At 71.3% G+C, this 16,783-nt stretch carries 13 protein-coding genes and 2 pseudogenes; 8 read left to right on the forward strand and 7 right to left on the reverse strand.

Annotated features, from left to right (window positions below; translation table 11 throughout):
* Nucleotides 1-2: 2 nt before the first annotated feature.
* Genes E0504_RS44780 through E0504_RS44790 form a run of 3 tightly spaced genes read left to right on the forward strand, consistent with a single transcriptional unit; the run spans nucleotide 3 to nucleotide 1,942 of the window.
* Nucleotides 3-788, forward strand: a complete 786-nt coding sequence (locus E0504_RS44780; protein WP_235015058.1) for an MIP/aquaporin family protein — start codon at nucleotides 3-5, stop codon at nucleotides 786-788.
* Nucleotides 785-1,471: an arsenate reductase ArsC gene (locus tag E0504_RS53015; RefSeq protein ID WP_112109275.1), complete on the forward strand. Its 687-nt coding sequence runs from the start codon at nucleotides 785-787 to the stop codon at nucleotides 1,469-1,471. Before E0504_RS44780 ends, E0504_RS53015 begins: the two co-directional genes overlap by 4 nt.
* A 60-nt stretch (nucleotides 1,472-1,531) precedes the next feature.
* Entirely contained in the window at nucleotides 1,532-1,942 is a 411-nt protein-coding gene (locus E0504_RS44790; protein WP_112109274.1) for an arsenate reductase ArsC, read from the forward strand.
* Between the two features lie 31 nt (nucleotides 1,943-1,973).
* On the opposite strand, the gene E0504_RS51670 is transcribed toward E0504_RS44790, so the two are convergent.
* Nucleotides 1,974-2,399 (reverse strand): hypothetical protein, encoded by a 426-nt coding sequence (locus tag E0504_RS51670; protein WP_198541182.1) that lies wholly within the window; start codon nucleotides 2,397-2,399, stop codon nucleotides 1,974-1,976.
* Nucleotides 2,400-2,500: 101 nt separating this feature from the next.
* Nucleotides 2,501-7,042 (reverse strand): HAD-IC family P-type ATPase, encoded by a 4,542-nt coding sequence (locus E0504_RS44800; RefSeq protein WP_131627538.1) that lies wholly within the window; start codon nucleotides 7,040-7,042, stop codon nucleotides 2,501-2,503.
* 219 nt (nucleotides 7,043-7,261) lie between these two features.
* Between E0504_RS44800 and E0504_RS44805 the strand changes: the two are divergent.
* Nucleotides 7,262-8,151, forward strand: a pseudogene (locus E0504_RS44805) (SAM-dependent methyltransferase).
* Nucleotides 8,152-8,214: 63 nt separating this feature from the next.
* Here E0504_RS44805 and E0504_RS44810 read toward each other — a convergent pair.
* Nucleotides 8,215-9,579: a sorbosone dehydrogenase family protein gene (locus E0504_RS44810; RefSeq protein ID WP_131627540.1), complete on the reverse strand. Its 1,365-nt coding sequence runs from the start codon at nucleotides 9,577-9,579 to the stop codon at nucleotides 8,215-8,217.
* A 50-nt stretch (nucleotides 9,580-9,629) separates the two neighbouring features.
* On the reverse strand, nucleotides 9,630-10,046 hold the full coding sequence (locus E0504_RS44815) for a hypothetical protein (RefSeq protein ID WP_131627542.1): 417 nt from the start codon (nucleotides 10,044-10,046) through the stop codon (nucleotides 9,630-9,632).
* Between the two features lie 204 nt (nucleotides 10,047-10,250).
* Between E0504_RS44815 and E0504_RS53020 the strand changes: the two are divergent.
* Both E0504_RS53020 and E0504_RS44825 read left to right on the forward strand, forming a co-directional pair.
* Nucleotides 10,251-10,388 (forward strand): annotated as a pseudogene (locus tag E0504_RS53020) (IS5/IS1182 family transposase); the annotation flags it as partial.
* 64 nt (nucleotides 10,389-10,452) lie between these two features.
* Nucleotides 10,453-11,340 (forward strand): helix-turn-helix transcriptional regulator, encoded by an 888-nt coding sequence (locus E0504_RS44825; protein WP_112108976.1) that lies wholly within the window; start codon nucleotides 10,453-10,455, stop codon nucleotides 11,338-11,340.
* 123 nt (nucleotides 11,341-11,463) lie between these two features.
* Here the strand turns inward: E0504_RS44825 and E0504_RS44830 are convergent, their stop codons facing one another.
* The gene (locus E0504_RS44830) at nucleotides 11,464-13,143 is read right to left on the reverse strand and encodes a GGDEF domain-containing protein (protein WP_131627544.1); all 1,680 of its coding nucleotides are present in this window, start codon (nucleotides 13,141-13,143) and stop codon (nucleotides 11,464-11,466) included.
* A gap of 274 nt (nucleotides 13,144-13,417) precedes the next feature.
* Here E0504_RS44830 and E0504_RS44835 point away from each other — a divergent pair, with 274 nt between their 5' ends.
* Nucleotides 13,418-14,179, forward strand: a complete 762-nt coding sequence (locus E0504_RS44835; protein ID WP_112108036.1) for a protein phosphatase 2C domain-containing protein — start codon at nucleotides 13,418-13,420, stop codon at nucleotides 14,177-14,179.
* Between the two features lie 436 nt (nucleotides 14,180-14,615).
* Here E0504_RS44835 and E0504_RS50955 read toward each other — a convergent pair whose 3' ends face one another.
* Nucleotides 14,616-14,813, reverse strand: a complete 198-nt coding sequence (locus tag E0504_RS50955; RefSeq protein WP_207974702.1) for a hypothetical protein — start codon at nucleotides 14,811-14,813, stop codon at nucleotides 14,616-14,618.
* 449 nt (nucleotides 14,814-15,262) lie between these two features.
* Nucleotides 15,263-16,066 carry a TetR/AcrR family transcriptional regulator gene (locus tag E0504_RS44845; RefSeq protein ID WP_112108037.1) on the reverse strand — a complete coding sequence of 268 codons (804 nt, stop codon included), beginning with the start codon at nucleotides 16,064-16,066 and terminating at the stop codon, nucleotides 15,263-15,265.
* Between the two features lie 572 nt (nucleotides 16,067-16,638).
* Here E0504_RS44845 and E0504_RS44850 point away from each other — a divergent pair.
* A partial coding sequence (locus E0504_RS44850) for a CoA transferase (protein WP_207974618.1) occupies nucleotides 16,639-16,783 on the forward strand: 145 nt, incomplete at its 3' end.

Consider the following 16,783-nt stretch of genomic DNA (forward strand, 5'->3'; position numbering starts at 1 on the left):
ACGTGACGGACAACGGGGAGAGTCAGCCGCCGCTGGTGCGGCGGCTGGCCGCCGAAACGGTGGGCAGCATGCTGCTCGCCGCGCTGGTCATCGGGTCGGGGATCGCCGCGCAGCAGCTCAGCCCCGATCAGATCGGTCTGCAACTGGTCGAGAACGCCGCGGCGACCGCCGCCGGCCTGTACGCGATCATCCTGATGGTCGGGCCGGTGTCCGGAGCGCACTTCAATCCCGTGGTCACGGCGGTCGATGCCGCGTTCGGGGGGTTGTCGTGGCGGGATGCCGCCGCCTACCTGCCCGCCCAGATCGCCGGCTGTATCGCGGGAGCGGTGCTGGCGAACCTGATGTTCGACCGGCCAGCGGTGTCGATCTCCACGCATCACCGGGCATCGGGGTCACACCTGCTGGCCGAGGTCGTCGCGACCGCCGGCCTCATCCTCCTGATCTTCGCGCTGGTGCGTTCCGAGCGGGGTGAACGGGCCCCGGCCGCGGTCGGCGCCTACATCGGTGCGGCGTACTGGTTCACCAGCTCCACCAGTTTCGCGAACCCGGCGATCAGCGTCGGGCGGATGTTCTCCGACACCTTCGCGGGGATCGCCCCCGCCTCCGTACCGGCGTTCATCGCCGTCCAGGCGGTCGGAGGGCTGGTCGGGTACGGGCTGGTGCGGCTGTTCTACCCCCCGACCCCGACCACCCCGGCGCAGGCCGCCCAGGTCCTGCTCCCGCACACCGACACCGCCGCCGCGGCGAACGGTGCCTCCCAGCCACGTCTTCCTGGAGGTGTCTCATGACCGATTTCGACAGCTCTACCGGCGTCGGCGGCTTACCGGGCCTGGACCCGGTGACCGCACGGGCGCTGTCCGCGAGTGCGGCCCGGCTCGCCTACGACTACGACACCACCTTCCCGGCGAGCGAGGTCGAGGAGGTGCTCCTCGACTCCTACCGCCAGCTCGCCCGCACTGCCCGGGTCACCCTGTTCCTCCCGACACTGGCGGAACGACTGACCCGGGAACGCCTCGAAGCCCTCGGCGCCACCCGCGGACTGATCGCCAAGCGGGTCCCCGAAGTGCTGTTCGTCTGCGTCCGCAACGCCGGCCGCTCACAGATGGCCGCCGCGCTGACCCGTCACTACGCCGGGTCCGCGTTGCACATCCGTACCGGCGGCTCCGACCCCGGCGAGCACATCCATCCCGAGGTCATCGCGGCGATGAAGGACATCGGTCTGAGCCTGGACGAGGAGTTCCCCAAGCCGCTGACCGACGACATCCTCGCCGCCGCCGACGTCGTCATCACCATGGGCTGTGGGGACCGCTGCCCCTATGTCCCCGGCAAACGCTACGAGGACTGGCCCATCGACGACCCTGACAGCGCACCGGCCGATCAGGTCGCCGCCGTTCGCGACGACATCGACCACCGGGTCCGCGGGCTGATCGCCAGCATGCTCCCCGACCTAACCCTGCCCGCCCCCCGCTGACCCTCACGCCGCGGCCCGACCCGGCCGCGCAGGCTCACCTGGTAGCGAAAGGACCTGTCCGTGTCCGAGAAGCCCTCGGTGCTGTTCGTCTGTGTGCACAATGCCGGCCGTTCCCAGATGGCCGCCGGCTGGCTCACCCACCTCGCCGCCGGGAAGATCGAGGTCCGTTCCGCCGGCTCCATGCCCGCCGAGCAGATCAACCCGACCGCCGTCGCCGCGATGAGCGAGGTCGGTATCGACATCACCGCCGAAACCCCGAAGATCCTCACCGTCGAGGCCGTCCAAGCCTCCGACGTGGTCATCACCATGGGCTGCGGCGACGCGTGCCCCATCTTCCCCGGCAAACGCTACGAGGACTGGAAACTCGACGACCCCGCCGGGCAGGGCATCGACGCGGTCCGCCCGATCCGCGACGACATCCGTGCCCGCATCGAGAAGCTGATCGGCGAACTCCTGCCCGCCGGTACCTGACGCCGAGTGCCCGGTCAGCCCGGCGACCGCGTCAGGACGACACGGTCGCCGGCTCGCGCTGACCGTGGCGCGCCTGCTCGGCCCGGAGTTGGTCGCCCCGGGGGGTGCCGGTGTGCTGGGCGACATAGGTACCGGCCGCGATCGCGGCGACGACCGGCCATTCGATCACTTCGGTGACGGCCAGCAGCCCCAGCCCCGCGTAGTAGGCGGTCTTCCCCGGTGATGGCAGTGTCATCGGGCCCAGGTGCATCGGTTCCCCCGACGGGTGGGGGATCTCGAACCGCGCATTGAGGAACGGCAGCCGCAGCATCGCCGAGTGGGTCTCGTGCCGCTCCTTCGCGTCCGCCCCCATCTGCTCGACCGGTGACTGTGCGGCCCGCTGGCCGTCCTGGTCCTGCGTCCGCCTGCCGCTCGCCGTCCGCCTGCCGCTCGTGCGGGCCCGCGACGGACTACTCATCCCGCTCATCATGGTTCCTCCTCACCTCGGACGACGGCAATAGCATCCCCCGGGTGGGAGCTCGGCAAAATCGACCGCTCCCCTCGATGTCCCGCTCGGCGTCATCCTGCTCCGCGACCGGCCGGTGCCGGGACGGGGCCGGCCGCACTTGTCCGGACCGCCGCCCGGGGAACGCGGGCGAGGCCGTGGAGGATCTGGGTCAAGTCGGCGCGAGCCGGGACGGGCCGTTCGGTACGCCGCTGTAGCAGGCGTTCGGTACGCCGCTGCAGCAGGAACGAGAGCAGCGTCGCGGCAGCGGACGCGGCGACGGCGATCGTCCATCCGGCCGCGCCGAGTGGGGTGCAGCCGAAGAAGTGGCTCAACCCGGGCACCTGCACGACGGCGGCCAGGACGACCGCCGAGACCAGGCTGCTGAGGATCACCATGCGACTGCGCCCGCCAACGAGCAGGGTCTGGCCGAGCTGGGAGCCGACGAGCGCCGCGAGCCCGACCGTGTCGGCGCGCCGGCGCCGCCCGGTGAGGCGGGCGGCGATCCAGGCACCCGCGGCGGCCAGGGTCGTCGCGGTCGCTCTCACCGCGATCTCTGCGTTGAGGGGACTGCCCAGGGACCGTTCGGGCCCCTCGCCCAGGAGCCGGCCGCTCGCCTCCGGATCCGGTGGGCGCAGCGCCACCGCCAGTCCGGGGGCGAGGTCGGTGAGCAGATTGACGAGCAGCAACTGCCGGGCGGACAGCGGTGAGCGTCCCGTGGCCAGCGAGCCGAGAAGGGTGAAGGCGATCTCGCCGAGGTTGCCGCCGACGAAGATGCCCAGCGCCTTGCGGACCGAGGCCCACATCGACCGGCCCTCGACGAGCACGGCGAGGATGGCGTCCAGCCGGTTCTCCGTGATGATCACGTCGGCCGCGGCCCGTGCCGCCGGGGTCCCCCGTTTACCCAGCGCGATGCCCACGTCCGCGAGCCGGATGGCGGGCGCGTCGTTGTCACCGTCACCTGTCATCGCGACGGTCCTGCCCAGCCGCTGGAAGGCCTCGATCACCCGGACCTTGTGCGCCGGTGTGCCGCGGGCGACGACGGCCACCCGCGGCAGCATGGCGTCGAGTTCCGCGTCGGCCATGGCATCGAGTTCCGCGCCGGTCACCACCTGCGCATCGCCGTCAAGCACCCCGAGCTCCGCGGCGATCGTCCGCGCGGTGCTCGGATGGTCGCCGGTGATCATTATGATCTGCACGCCCGCGGCGCGCAGCTGGTCGAGGGACGGGGTCGCGGTGTCCCGGACCGGGTCGGACAGCGCCAGGAACCCGAGGAACGCAAGGCCCGCGACGTCGTCGTCGGCCAGCTGCCGGCGCGCCGCGGGGCCCGCGGCCGCCACGCGGCGCTCGGCGACGGCAAGCACCCGGTAGCCCGCGGCGGCGAGGCGGTGGTGTTCCCGAGCCAGACGTGCCTGGCCACGGACGTCGAGCGGCTGGGTGCGGCGGCCGGTCCGGCGGTGGGTGCAGCGGGGCAGCACCACCTCGGGCGCTCCCTTGACGCTGAGCAACGTGGCGGCGCCAAGCTGGCCCAGGCAGGCGTGGTAGCTGCGGCTCGGGTCGAACGGCAGGGCGGTCAACGGCGACCATTCCCGCCCGTCGGGTGCCCGGCTCACACCCGCGGCGGCGGCGCCCTTCACGACCGCCCGGTCGGTCGGGTGCGGCAGCTTGCGATGCTGGTCGTCCGGGGTGGCGCGCAGGCCGACGGCCACCACCTGACGCCCGGTCCCGTCGAGGTCCGCCAGCGGACGGGAACGGGAGCCGTCCGACACCGCGGTCAGCCGGATCTTCCCCTTGGTGAGGGTCCCGGTCTTGTCGAAGCACAGCACGTCCACCCGGCCGAGCGTCTCGATGGTGCGCGGGTTGCGTACGAGCGCGCCCCGCCCGGCCAACCGTCGGGCGGAGGAGAGCTGGGCGGCCGTGGCGAGGAAGGGCAGCCCCTCGGGGACCGCCGCGACGGCCAGCGCCACTCCGGCACTCAGCGTGTTCCGGATCGGGAGGCCACGTACCAGCCCGGACAGCAGCAACGTCCCGGCCGCGCCGAGTGCGACCGGGACGGTGAGGTCCGTGATCGCCGCGAGCCGGGCCTGCACACCCACCGGTCTCGCCGGCTCGGCGGCCGCGGCCAGGCCCCGCCCCGCCTCGGTGGCGGTGCCGGTAGCCACCACCAGGGCGGTGGCGCGCCCGGCGGCCACGGTCGTGCCCTGGAAGACCATGCAGGTCCGCTCCGCCAGGTCCCGGGCGGCGACCGGCTTCGGCGACTTCGTCACCGGGAGCGATTCGCCGGTCAGCGACGACTCGTCCACCTCGAGTGCCTCGGTGGACAGCAGGCGGCAGTCGGCGGGGACGACGTCGCCCGGCCCCAGCGTGAGCACATCCCCGGCCACCAGATCGTCCGCGGTCAGCTCCACGTCCGCACCGTCCCGCCGCACCAGAGCTGGGATGGCCGAGACGGCGAAGAGACGAGCCAGCGCCCGGTCGGCGCGCAGCCGCTGCACCGCCCCGATGAGCGCGGAGCCGACCGCGACGCTGACGACGAGCCCGGAGTCGAGGACCGATCCGGTGGAGGCGGACAGCGCGGCGCCGCCGAGCAGGACCGGGGTGAGCGGGTTTGCCAGTTCCGCGGTGAACGCCCGGGCCAGACCGGGGGCGTTCACGGACACGGACGTCTCGCCGACCTGCCGCTGGGCGACCTGGCCGGTGGAGAGTCCTCGCCGGGTGCTGCCGAGCCGGTCCAGGCATGCCCCGGGCGGCAGCACATGCCATGGGATATGCGGGATCGTCGGAGGCGCCGGCCGGCGGCCCAGCTCACGCGCCGCCCAGGCGCCTTCCCCCAGAGCGGCCGCGGCCGCAACCGTCACCATGAGCTGAGCGCGGGCCGCCAGCGCCTCGCCGGCCCCGGTCAGCGCGACCAGGGCGGCGGTCCCCGTGCCCAGCTCCGCCAGGCGCACCGCGTGCCGGCTGACCCGGGACGCCACACCGGCAGCCTCGACCACGAGCCCCGCGGCGAGGAGGTCGTTGCCGACCAGAACATGAGCCCCCCACGCCGGCGATCCGTCCGGCCCGGCTACGCCCACCCCGCAGTCCGCGCAGCCGACCGCTGCCCGCTGCCGGGACACGACGAGTACACCGCCGCGCTCCGCCTGCAAACCACGGACGGTCGCCACCAGCCGGGTGCCCCCCGGGGCATGCCGGAACCCGGCCCACCCGTCCCAGGGCGTCCGCCCGCTCGGCCCACCCTCCGGGCCGCCGGCCACGAACACGGCGCAGCCGGAACGGCGGCAGGCGGCCAGGAACTGCTCGCTGGCCTCCACACGCTCGGGCACCAGCCCGACGAGCGCCATCAACCTCGTGCCCTGCGCGAGGCCGAGCACGGTCACCGCCCCCGCCGCGGCCAGCCGGCGCCGCTCCCGCACCCCGGTGCGGCCCCGGATGGCCAACCGTTCCACCGGGCCGAGCGTCCAGCCGTCCCGGCTCACGCGGGCAGTGGTGTCGGCGGGACGAAACAGCGCGTGGGAGCGGACGGCCACCTCGCTCGGGTCGGCGCCAGGCAACGACACGATGTCACCGATGGTGTGCTGGCCGCTGACCAGGACGTCGTGATCGACGACGACGGTGTCGACGCGGTCGAGCAACCGCAGTGCGGCCGGGGACATCACCTGCGCGCCGCGTCGGGCGAGCACGCGGGTCAGCTGGAGGGCGAATCCCTCGCGGCCGAGCCGGGTCGAGCGGGGCAGCGCAGTGAGGGCGAGAGCGGCCGCCCGGCGCGGGGTGCGGGTGAGGCCGGCCGCGGCCGCACCGGCCGCCAGCCCGCCGAGCACGGCGACATCCGCATAGTGCTCGATCGGGCCGGCCGGCAGCGGTCGCGGCCGTTCGACGACCACCGGTCGCGCCCCGGCCCATTCGGGGCGGCCCAGCAGTTCGTCCGCCACGGCCGCGAACGCATCCCGGCGGGCGCGTGCCGCGTCGAGGGCCAGGAGTCGGTAGGCGACGTCGGTACCGAGGCTGACATATCCCCGCGTCAGGCCGAGGGCGGCCGCGTTGGCCACCGCGAGGGCGAGGTCGGCATTGTCCTGGCCAAGGACCCGTTCCAGCTGACAGCGCAGCCGGGGCTGGGTGTCGACGAGCGTGACCAGCGAGGCGAGCTCGGCGGGGAGCGACGCCCACCGGCTGAGCCGACCCACCGACGCCAGTGCCAGCGCCGCCGCGTCGGCGGCCAGGGCCATCCCCGACCGGCGGACCGGTCCGGTGAAGCCGCCGGGCAGCAGGTCAACGCTCGGCTCGGCCGTCACCCCCTCCACCTGCCTCACGGCGGTGGCCAGCTCGTCCGCGGTGGGCGCGGAATCGACCAGGCCGATCAGGACGCGCTTCAGCGGCGCGTTCACCCGAGCCCAGGCGACCCCCGGGTGACGCCCGAGCGCCTCTTCCAGCGCCCGGCAGCGGGTCTCGCCCTCCGGCCCGGAGGCTCCGCCTACCTCGAAGCTCGTCATTCGGCCGGCGACGCGGTCGCGCCGGCCGGGTTCCGTGCGCGGTTCGAACCGGTCGAACAGGGGTGGGGTGAGGGTGTGGAGGACGGCGGCCGGCAGATGCCATACCGATCGACTGCCCGGAAGGCGCATCCGCGGACCCCCTCGTCAGGCCGATGCCACGTCAGCCCTCCGTTCCGCGAGGGCATCCCCTTGAGATTCCGCTACCCGAATCCGGGTGGATGCTAACCACGCGTCACCGCCAAGGGGTGCAGCCCGACGCCTCACAGCCCGACGCCTCCCGGCGAGCCGCACGCTGTCTGCCGTGGTCTTGCGGGGAAGGTGGCCGGCTGCCCGTCAGGGTGATTCCAGATGGTTGCGCCGGAACGTGGGGGTTTGTGCACGGTGACCGATGCCGATGCCGAGGCCGATGCCGAGGCCGGAGCGTCCGGTGCGAGGCCGTGGTTCACGCCTGTGACAGAACAGCTCACCCCGGCCGATCTGAAGATCGATGTTCCGCACTCGGCTCGGGTGTACGACTGTTTCCTGGGCGGCAAGGACAACTTCCCGGCTGACCGGGAGGCCGCCGAGCAGACGCTGGCCATCTTCCCGGACATGCGGACCGGGGCGCGTGAGAACCGGGCGTTCCTGCACCGCGCGACCCGGAGACTCGTCAGGGAGCTGGGGCTGCGGCAGTTCCTCGACATCGGCACCGGCATCCCGACCTCCCCGAACCTGCACGAGGTCGCGCAGGAGGCCGCCGCGGACGCCCGGATCGTCTACGCCGACAACGATCCGATCGTCCTCGCGCACGCCCGCACCCTGCTGACCGGTACCCGGCAGGGCCGCACCGCCTACCTCGACGCCGACCTGCGCGAGCCGGAGAAGATCCTCGCCTCGCCCGAGCTGGCCGAGACTCTCGACCTCGACCGGCCGCTCGTGCTCTCCCTGAGTCGGACGACCCGTACGGCCTGGTCCGCCGCTACACGGAGATCCTCCCGCCGGGCAGCTACGTGGCGCTCACCCACGCCACCGGGGACTTCGCGCCGGAGGAGGCGGAGCGGGTCTCGGCCGTCTACCAGGCACGCGGGATCGCGCTGACCCCACGCTCCCGGGTCGAGGTCGAGGGCTCCCTCACCGGCCTCGACCTCGGCGAGCCGGGTGTCGTGCCGGTCCACCGCTGGCACGCCGAGAAGGACGTCCCTGAGGAACTGGCCGACAGCCGCGTCAACGTCTACGGCGCCATCGCCCGCGTCCCCTAAGGGCTGTCTGGCCAGCGACGAGACCCATTTCGGCCAGGTCTGGTAGATGACGCTGCGGCTGGTTCAGCGCGCCGGGGGAGCCAGCCGGTACACGGCGTCGGCCTGGTCGTCGGTGATGTAGACGGCCCTGTCCGGTCCCGCGACCGCGGCCACCGGACGGCCCCACCGAGAGCCGTCCGCAGTCTGGAACCCGCCGACCAGGGTCTGCTGCCCGCCCAGGTCGCCGTTGCGCCAGGGGAAGAACGACACTTCCGGGGCGCGTGGGGGTGACGCGTTCCACGAGCCGTGTATGCCCACCAGCGCGCCGGAGGCGTAGTCGCCTGGCAGGTCGCCGTCGACGAACGACAGGCCCAGCGGCGCGGAATGCCCGGGGAGTGCCTGCTCCACGGGGGGGAGTGTCGCGCAGTCGAGCATCCGCCCGTCCGGGTTCGTCTGGACGTCGCGGGTGAACGGGACGTCGGAGAAGTCCTGGCGGGAGCCGCGGACACCGGGGTCCACGTCGGCGTCGGGGTTGCAGTACGGCCAGCCCAGGTTCCGCCCGGGGGTGAGTTTCGCGAAGGGCTCGACGGGATGGTCACGCACATACTCGTCGATCACCTGCCCTCGCGCCGACCCCGGATCGTCGCCGTAGGGGCGGTCGTACGGGAACTGGATGTTGTCCCGGTTGTTGACCGCGGTCCATACCGCGCCGTCGGGGGCGACGGCGAGGGCGGTGCCGTTGCGGACGCCCACGGCGAACGGCTCCGGTGGCCCGCCGCCGGGTGGCACGCGCAGGATCGAGGCCCGCGGCGGCGTCGCGGTGAGATCGTCAGCGCTGATGTTGCCGGTGGATCCGACGGACACGTAGACCGATCCGTCCTGACTCACGGCGACACTTTTCAACGCATGGGCGTATCTGCCTCGCAGGTCCGGGCTCCTGGCATCGGGTAGATCCGTGACAACCGGACGCGGGTTCGTCGCCTGTCCCGCCGCGTAGGCGAAGGCGTTCACCCGGTCGCTCTGCGCTACGTACAGGGCCGAGCCGGAGAAGGCGAGCCCATGCGGCTGGTTCAGCCCGGTCAGCAGCGCGGACACGGTTGCGGTGCCTCGCCCGTCGGGCTCCAGCCGGACGACGGTGCCGTTCTCCGGCACCGAGACGAGCAGGGTGCCGTCCGGGGCCCATGCGGCCTGCCGGGCCGAGGGGACCCGTGCGAACACAGACAGTGTCCAGCCGGGGGGCACGAGCGCCTGCCGCTGCGTGTTCAGCGGGGCGGCGTCCATTCCCTCCGGGACGGCGAGGGTCACCGGTACCAGCCCCGACACGGCGGCGGAGGGCGCCGGGTCACCCTGACTCGGAGTGGTTGCGGCGGGAGCGGGGGAGTCCGACCCGCAGGCGGCCAGAAGGAAGGCGAGAGCCATCGCGAGCAACGGAAGGCGCCGGATCGTCATAGGACCCCTTCAGACCAGGGAGAGCACACCGCGAATTCGGAAAATGACCTTTATTGATGTCGGGGTCGCTCGGCGCTGGTGAAGTCGGCGTAGAGCCGGTTCTGCCCGTCGAGGGCGAGGCCTAACAGCCCGGACTCGCCGGCGTGCCGCGCGCACTCCCCGGTTTCCACGACGAGAGGGGCCCCGTAGTAGAGAACTTCGGGAATGATGCCGTCGTCGCGCTCGATGATGAGGGGCGTGCCGCCGAGGAACACAACAGTCCAGGGCGTGTCCAGGGCGGTTAGGAGCGTGGTGGACGCGACGGGAGCCGCAAGGCTATCCGGCCTGGCGGATGTCGTTACGGGAGGCGATTGCGATAGCGGAATCGGCGATGCGGCCGGGTCGGGAGCGGACGGGCTGCATGTGGCCAGGGCAAAGCCGACTGTGGCGGTGAGGGGGACGACGGCCGGGGGCAGGCGGACTCTCATCGCATCGGTCTCCTTCCGCGGCGTCGGCGCGCCGACGCTGACGCTGGGACCTGGCTAGGGGCCGACGTGGTTGCGTGCACGCCATTCCACGCTAGGCGGCTCGATACAGCCCTGGGAGGCCCCGTCAGAGCCTGGCAGGCCGGGCCAAAGGCTGTTTCGTAACCTCGTGCGGGGACCCGGGGCTGCCTGGCGGATCATGTTGGGGTGCAGGTCGTCTCCGCTGCTGACCCTCAGTGGATCTTTCCATTCGCCGGGTTGAAACCGACCCGGTTCCGCCGGCTGGTCCGCCTGGTCGCCCAGCGCGGTGGGGACCGGATCGCTTATGGCCGCCCGGGGAGGGAGTCACCATCAAGGGGGGTAATGGCAGAGACCCCCAACCACCAGAGGTGGTACTTAGCCTGGAGGGATGGACAACCGCAGTGAGGTCCGCGCGTTCCTCACCTCACGTCGGGCCAGGATCAGCCCCGGTCAGGCCGGACTTCCCGCCTACGGGAACCGCCGGGTGGCCGGGCTGCGCCGTGGTGAGGTCGCCGTGCTCGCCGGCGTCAGCGTCGAGTACTACACCCGCCTGGAACGCGGCAACCTTTCCGGGGTCTCCGACAGCGTCCTGGACGCCGTCGCCCGCGCGCTGCGGCTCGACGAGGTCGAACGCGCGCACCTGTACAACCTGGCCCGCGCCGCCAGCCCGGCTGCGGCGCGCACCCGCCGGTGCGAGAGCGTACCGAAGATCCGGCCCGCCATCCGCCGCGTCCTGGACTCGATGACCGGCGTGCCCGCGCTCCTGTGCAACCACCGCTTCGACATCCTCGCCGCCAACCCGCTGGGCCGGGCCCTCTACTCGCCCGTGTTCACCACCGCGACGCAGCCGGTGAATTCTATGCGGTTCGCGTTCCTCGATCCGTACACACGGGCGTTCTACCCGGAATGGCAGAAGGTGGCCCGTGAGTCCGTCGGTGCGTTGCGTACCGCAGCAGCCAGGGACCCTCATGACAGGCAGCTGATGAACCTCATCGGCGAGCTTTCCATGCGCAGCGAGCCCTTCCGCACCTGGTGGGCTGCGCAGGACGTCTTCGTGCACCGTCACGGCACGAAACGCTTCCGCCATCCCGCCATCGGCGAGCTCGAACTCGCCCACGAGGCTCTCGGACTTCCCGGCGAGGACACCTTGGCTATCGTGATCTACACCGCCGAGGCGGAAACACCCTCGGGTGACGGCCTCGAACTGCTGGCCACCTGGGCCGCAACGGCGAAGGACGGTGCGAGCCGCGCCAGGTCCCATGGACAGGCAGACTGACACGTTACCCACGACGGTGCCCTTCGAGCCGGACAGACGACCGGCGCCTGATCCCGCTGCGAGGAGGATCAGGTGCCGGAGTGTCCGACTACCTGTGGATCGGTCGTGGCGGTCGGTGATGGGTCAGTTGGTGATGGTCGTGGGGGTGGACGGGTCGGGTTGGTAGATGACGAGTCCGCCGGTTTGTGCGCGTTTGGCGGTGTACATGGCCAGGTCGGCCTGGTGGATCAGGATGTCGGGGGTGGCGGGTCGGGTGCTGGTGCTGGTGCTGTCGAGGGTGACCAGGCCGAGGCTGGCGCGGGGGGTGTAGGGCCGCCCCGCCAGCAGGCAGGGGGCCTGGATGGCGGTGGCGAGCCGTTCGCCGATGCGGCGGGGGTCGTCGGGGCCGCCGCCGTCGAGGATGACGCCGAACTCGTCACCGCCGAGGCGGGCGACGGTGTCGATCGCGCGGGTTTCCGCGCGTAGCCGGTCGGCGCTGATCTGGAGGAGTTCGTCGCCGGCGGCGTGGCCGAAGGTGTCGTTCACCTTTTTGAAGCCGTCAAGGTCGAGGAACAGGACGGACACCGTGTCCTCGCCGGAGGTGACGGCGGGGGTGTGGGTGGTGTCGCTGTCGGTGCCTTGGATGAGGGCTCGTTGCAGCCGGCGGGTGAACAGTGTCCGGTTCGCCAGGCCGGTCAGCGGGTCGTGGAACGCCTGGTGGTGCAGTTGCCGTTCGCGTTCCCGGATCTCGGCGAGTAGCCGGGTGTTCTCGGCGAGGGTGACCATCTGCCGGAGCAGGGCGAGCACCAGCAGTGTGATCATGCCGTAGGTCTCGAACCGGTCGAGGCGGGCACCGGTGGTCAGCTTGCCCAGGATCAGCAGGCCCGCGGCGGTGAGCGCGGCGTAGGGCAACGCGGCGTGGGCCCACATCGCCCGCGGGCTGGGCGGAGCGGGGCCCTCGGGGGGCGTGGGGGTCGGGACCGGGACGAACGCGGCGAGGAAGACCAGCAGGAAGGCGAGAGCGAACCCGATCAGGCCCCAGGGTGGCAGGTGGAACCCGTACTCCGCGGCGACGTAGGCCATGACGTTGGTGGTGAGTCCGTAGGCCAGCAGGCCGGTGCCCAGCAGCGCCAGCGTCGCCGGGGCACGGGGTCGGCGGAAGCAGGCGATCAGCACGACCGCGGTGGCGAGGATCAGACCGGCACCCTGATGGGTCAAAGCGAACCGGAACGGCCTGAGACCGGGGCCGGTCTGGACGAGCGGGGCGAGCACCGTCCCCCATTGCAGCAGGACGAGCGAGCCGGCGATCAGCAGGCAGTCCAGCAGGGTGATCGCATGCCAGCGGTGGGCGCCGTACCACCGCCTGCCAGCACTCCCGGCCCGGCTGTCCACCGGGTCGGTGGGCAGGGACAGCAGCCCGGCCAGGGCCACCCCGTAGAAACTGAGGAAGACGGCATACGCCGGGGACATGCCTTGCCTGTGGGGCAGGTCTCCGGCCAGCAACGTCGGTGCGATCGAGAGGCTGGCGAGCATCGCCCCGGCGGCGGTGAGACCGACGAGCACCCGCCAGCGGCGCTCCGCCCCGCGTACCCGCCGGGCGGTCCAGAAGCAGGCGGCCGCGGCGGCGAACTGGGCGGCGGTGGAGACGAGGTCCGTGGCGACGCGGGCGGAGCGCAGGTCCAGCAGCACCGCGAAAGCAACATCCAGCCCCAGCAGCGCCAGGGAGGCGATGATGGCGCACCACAACACTCGTGGCGTACGACCCGAACCGGTCAGACGCCACGGACTATGTGCAGAAACGACGACATTGCGGAGTTTGAGCATCACCCACACCCCCGCAAGGAAGCTTATCGCAATCATTTAGATTCGTACAGTGACGATTCGGCTAGGGTGGGTTGAACAAGGAGGGCTCCGTCACGGCGAATGTCGTGACGAAGCGGCTGTAGCGGGGTGCAGTCGCCGCGGGCTGCGGCGATGCCAGCGTCGCTGGCAGGCTGACGTCCTGCCTACGCTGTCGGCGGTCGGCTGGTGGAGGTATGCACGCTGTGATCGCAGGTGACATGGCCCAGCCCTTCAACCATTTCAGGATCCCAGACTGATGCGCGCGACCTTCGCCACCGAGCACACCCCCGGCCGGGTCAACGAGGACGCGGTCGCCGTCGGCGACGGCTGGGCGTTCATCCTCGACGGCGCGACCGCCCGTGCCGGTGTGGTCTCCGGGTGCGTGCACGACGTCCGCTGGCTCGCCAGCACCCTCGCCGGGGAGCTCGCCCAACGGCTACTCGGCTCGCAGCAGACTCTCCCAGCTCTCCCAGACCTGCTTGCCGAGTCCATCCAGGCAACCTGCCGCCGGCACGGCCCCGACTGCGACCTGTCGAACCCCAACAGTCCCAGCTCTACCGCCGTCATCGCACGGTGGACATCCGAGGAGTTCGAATACCTCGTCCTTGCCGACTCGCCGCTGATCCTCGACCTCGGTGGAACCATCCGCCCGATCATCGACGACCGGATAGCGCACCTGCCGGACTACTCGGCAGACGGGGTGGCCCGTTCCCGGAACCAGCCGGGCGGGTTCTGGGTGGCTTCCACCAACCCTGACGCCGCATATCAGGCCGTCACCGGTTCGGTGCCGGCTGACGAGGTCCACCGCGCGGCCCTGCTGTCGGACGGCGCGTCCCGGCTCGTCGAACAGTTCGGCGTGCTGGACTGGCTGGGCCTGGTGGATCTTCTGGACAAGCCGGGGCCTGCCGAGTTGATTCGCCGGACCCGCGCGGCGGAGCGCGCCGAGGCACCCGAGATGGCTGCACGCCGCCAGGAGAAGCGCCACGATGACGCGACCGCCATCCTGCTCCGCAGGTAGAGGCGTGTTGATCCGGGCACGAGATCGCGACCCGGCCCGTTGGTCGATGTTCGTCCGCGGCTCCAGACCCGTCGCCGGCGGGGAGCCGGGGCCGGGGCGCCCTGGCAGGTGCGCCGGCCGGGGTCAGGTTCGGTGGCGCGAACCCCGGCTCGCGCCCACCTGTCGGGTCGGCGTCGATCGCGGTGGGAGGCTGATCGGCCGCGCTACAACTCAGGACATGTCACGTGTGATAGCTGGTCTGCACGCGGTCCCGGTGCTTCTCATAGGTGGGGCCCTTTCGGTCTCCTTCATGCTCCCGGCGGACAAGCGATTCCTGCTTGCGCCGATGATCGCTGGCGTGACGGCGGTCACGATGATTTCGATCCTCCTGCTCCTGCCGCGCCTGACCCGGTGGAGGCTCGACGAGTTGCACGGCCGCGGGGGCGCCCCGCCGCCGCTACCCGGACGTTTCGGCTTCGGCGGCCGGGGTCGCGATTTCACCCCTCGGTTCGGCACCGTTCTCGGGGCCGAACCGAGGGGAAGCAGTGGCGGTTCCGACGACGGCGACGGCGGTTGGAGCCACGGCCACTACGGCCACCGCCACGGCGACCAGTACGGCCACAACCATCATGTTCACGGCGGTCATCACGATCATTGTCACTCGGGTTCGGACTCCTGGGGCGGCTCCGACAGCCACAGCAGCTCCGGTAGTTCGTCGAGCAGTAGCTACGACAGTTCCTCGTCCAGCAGCAGCTCGGACAGTTCGTCCAGCACCTCGAGCTGCTGACAGAAGGTTGTCGACGAACATGGCCTCAAAGATCTATCAAAGCCACGCGAGGCGCCCTCTTAGCGCTTGATCCACAGTTCCTCGGCCTGTACTGAGGGTAGTCGGCGGGGTGTTACCTGTTCACGGACGCGGCGAGTTGTACGGGCGTGATCTGCTCAGCGAGCCCACCAAGCCCATGACAAATTTGACGGCATGACGAAAAGGCGGCACCAACACTGTTGGAACGGCGAGCGCCACGCAGCTCGCAGCATCCCCTGGGTCGGCGCAGCCGCCCTGTTCAAGCTTGGCCTCTCAGGGGTCGGGTATCTGCGGTGCGGTTATTGATTGCTGGGGAGTTGGCTGGCGACGCCGTCGAGGAAGAGGGTCATGCCGTGGGTGAAGACGTCGTCGGCGGAGGCGGCGGTGTAGAGATTCCCGGCCGTACGTAGCGCCGGGAAGTCGTCGGCGGGTAGTCCGTCGAGAAGTTGACGCAGGTCGGCTGCTCCGGCCACTCCGTTCGAGCCGCGACCGGCGGGGCTGCGTCGGATGTTGGTGGAACCGCCAACGAACTCGATCATCGTTATGGTCGTGTAGACCGCCTGTCTGTCGGTCAGTCCGGCCTCGCGGTACAGGGCGAGGGCGAATTCGACGAGGCGCAGCATGTTCGGCCCGGATCCGGATCCCGATTTGCTCCGCCCAGCCGACGGGGGCAGCGGCTGGCTGAGGGTGACCCTGCGCATCTCGAACATCAGTGCCTCGATGTCGGCGCGCCAGCCGCGGCCGGTGCGATCGAGTCGGATGTCGCCCATCACGTGGTCGGCGATGAGGGCGATCAGCTCGTCGCGGCTGGCGATGTGCCGGTAAAGCGAGGCGTTGCTGGTGCCGAGCCGTTCGGCGACCGAGCGCACGGTCAGCGCTTCCAGCCCTTCCTCGCGGAGGATCTCCAGGGCCGTCTCGACGATGCGTTCGGTGGACAGTCCGCCGGCTCGCGGCCTGCGGCGACGGTCGACCAGGGCGCGCTCCGTCCACCAGCGGGCGGATCCGGGCTCAGCGGGTACCGCCGTCTCCTCGGCCGGTGCGGCTCCGTCGTCGTGAGCAGGCGACCGGAGACCATCGGTCACCACGGGTGGTGAAGATGTCACAGGGCCCTCCAGTTCCGTCTTGACGGTATGCGAGCATCGCCCGCATACTCATCCACTGGCAAGCGACCGCCAGTCGCATAAGGAGTGGGTGTGCGGCCACGATTACAGCGCGGACCTACTTGTGTCTACCGACATGGGTCCCAACCGCCGGCCACGAGAGCGGCGGGGTACCGCGACCGACGTCGTCGCCGCACCCTGGCCGGTCGCATGACCAGGCCCACCCCCGCCACCACCCACCCGGCTGACCGGCAAACGTCACGCCTTCTCCCGACGCGCGCCATCTGGCCCGCGCTGTCGGCGTTCTCCGGACATCACCGGAAAGGCTTCTCCGCCCGGCCCGGCGAACAGGCAGGCGACCTTCAGCTTGATCTCAAGCAGCCCGCCGGGAAGATTCCGCGCCCAACCAGCTCGGTGGATTTCACCGGCGCCCCGGCCGGCAGGGCTCCTCACCGCCGCCCGCGGCGCGCCCACCAGCGCGCAGGGAATCCACCCAGGCGAAAAGGTGATCCGCCGATCCCCGCGTACACGATGTGGCCGGTGACCGCCACCGGCGATGAGGCAGGAGAGTGTTCATGACCGCGGTGATGCAGGGTGTACGGATCCTCGAGGTCGCTGAGCACACGTTCGTACCCGCTGCGTCCGCGTTGCTGTCCGACTGGGGTGCCGACGTCATCAAGATCGAGCACGTCGAGCGTGGGGACGCGATGCGCGCGCTGG

The sequence above is a fragment of the Parafrankia sp. BMG5.11 genome, from assembly GCF_004337455.1.